At 67.2% G+C, this 2327-nt stretch carries 2 protein-coding genes; one reads left to right on the top strand and one right to left on the bottom strand.

What is annotated here, in order from left to right; genetic code table 11:
• Positions 1–217: 217 nt before the first annotated feature.
• Positions 218–925, top strand: a complete 708-nt coding sequence (locus AC1DXV_RS33870) for a Bax inhibitor-1/YccA family protein (RefSeq protein ID WP_477937956.1) — start codon at positions 218–220, stop codon at positions 923–925.
• A 73-nt stretch (positions 926–998) separates the two neighbouring features.
• Here AC1DXV_RS33870 and rlmD read toward each other — a convergent pair.
• Positions 999–2327 (bottom strand): 23S rRNA (uracil(1939)-C(5))-methyltransferase RlmD (rlmD, locus tag AC1DXV_RS33865; protein ID WP_477937955.1); only part of this gene is annotated, 1329 nt, incomplete at its 5' end.

Raw genomic sequence — 2327 nt, 5'->3', positions numbered from 1 at the left:
ACACGGATTTGCTGTTCATGCGCAGGGGCAGGAGTTGGGAAAGCCGCACTGTAGTGCGATCGCCCCGGCCCGGCCAAGGCCCGCCCGCGCAGGACACCTCTGCGCCGGCGCGGGCCAATCCGGCGCCGGGGCCTCATGTCTTCTCATGTCACATGTAACCGGGAACTACAATGCGCCGTCCGGGTCCATACCCGTGGTTCCACCCCCTGGAGGATTCATGAACGACAACCTGCAAGCCGCCTACGGCGACTACCTCGGCTCGGTTCCCAGCGCTGAACAGCGCAACCGGGTTCTTCGCAACACCTACTGGATGCTGGCACTGTCGATGGTGCCGACCGTCATCGGCGCCTGGGCCGGCATGGCCTTCGGCTTCGCCGATGTGGCGCGCGCCAGCCCGATCATGACCTTCGTGTTGTTCCTCGGCGGAGCGTTCGCGTTCTTCTACGCGATCGACAAGACCAAGAACTCGCCGACCGGCGTCGTGCTGCTGCTGGCCTTCACGTTCTTCATGGGCGTGATGCTGTCGCTGACGATCGGGCGCGTGCTCGGCAGCTACCGGAACGGCGGCCAGTTGATCATGATGGCCTTCGGCGGCACCTCGGTGGTGTTCATCGCGATGGCAACGCTGGCCACGACGATCAAGCGCGACATCTCCAGCTGGGGCAAGTTCCTGATGGTCGGCGTGATCGGCCTGATCGTCGCGAGCMTCGCCAACATCTGGCTGCAGATGCCGGTGCTGTCGCTGACGATCTCGACCCTCGCGGTCGTGATCTTCTCGGCCTTCATGCTGTACGACCTGAAGCGCGTGGTCGACGGCGGCGAGACGAACTATGTGAGCGCGACGCTCGCGATCTACCTGGACGTCTACAACGTCTTCGTCAGCCTGCTGAACATCCTCGGCATCTTCGGCGGCGACCGCGAATAAGCGGTCCGCTGACCGCGCAAGAAAAAGGGCCCTCCGGGGCCCTTTCGCTTTGGGTGCTTTTGGGTGCTGTCGATCAGCCCCGCTCGAACACCGCCATGCTCTCCACATGCGCCGTGTGCGGGAACATGTTCACCGCACCGGCCGCCGTGCAGCGGTAGCCCGCCTGGTGCACCAGCAGCCCGGCATCGCGCGCCAGCGTCGCCGGGTTGCAGCTCACGTAGACGATGCGCTGCGGCGGCACGAAGCCGGGCGCCAGCGCCGGATCCGCATGCAGGTCGGCCAGCGCCTTCGCGAGCGCGAACGCCCCTTCGCGCGGCGGATCGACCAGCCACTTCTGCGCATCGCCGTACCCGGCCAGCTCGGCCGGCGTGATCTCGAACAGGTTGCGCGCGACGAACGAGGTCTTGTGCGCGAGCCGGTTCACCTGCGCGTTCTCGCGCGAGCGCGCCACCAGCGATTCGCTGCCTTCGATGCCCAGCACCTCGCGCGCCTGCGTCGCGATCGGCAGCGTGAAATTGCCGAGCCCGCAGAACCAGTCGATCACCCGCTCGTCGGCTCGCGCTGCGAGCAGCTTCAGCGCCCGTGACACCAGCACCTGGTTGATCTGGTGGTTGACCTGCGTGAAGTCGGTCGGCTTGAACGGCATCGTGATGCCGAACTCCGGCAGGTCGTAGGCGAGCGGCGGGCCGTCTGCATCGAGCAGCACCACCGTGTCCGGCCCCTTGGGCTGCAGCCACCACTGGATGCCATGCGCCGCCGCGAACTCGCGCAGCCGCTGCAAATCGCCTTCGCTCAGCGGCTCGAGATGCCGCAGCACCAGCGCCGTGACCTCGCTGCCGATCGCCACCTCGATCTGCGGCAGCCGGTCGCGCTGGTCCATCGCGGTGATCAGCGTGCGCAGCGGCAGCAGCAGATCGCTCAGGTGACGCGGCAGCACCTCGCAGCTGTCCATGTCGGCGACGTAGCTGGATTTGCGCTCGTGGAAGCCCACCAGCACCGTGCCCTTCTTGACGACGTGGCGCACCGACAGGCGCGCCCGGTAGCGGTAGCCCCAGGCCGGCCCCTCGATCGGCCGCAGCACGCGCTCGGCCTTCGTCTTGCCGAGGTGCCACAGCGCGTCTTCGAGCGCCCGCTGCTTGGTCGCGACCTGCGCGCCGACGTGGAAATGCTGCATCTTGCAGCCGCCACAGGTGCCGAAATGCCGGCAGGCCGGCGTCACGCGCTGCGAGCTCTCGCGGCGCAGCGCCGTCATCGTCGCCTGCTCCCAGTTGTTCTTGCGGCGCCCCACGCTGACCTGGACCTGCTCACCGGGCAATGCGCCCTCGATGAACACCACCTTGCCTTCCGCGTTGTGCGCCACGCCTTGCGCTTCGAGGTCGAGGGACTCGACCGTCAGCCATTC

The organism is Rhizobacter sp. P3_C12 (assembly GCF_056402735.1).
This window is presented reverse-complemented; position numbering and strand designations above follow the sequence as displayed.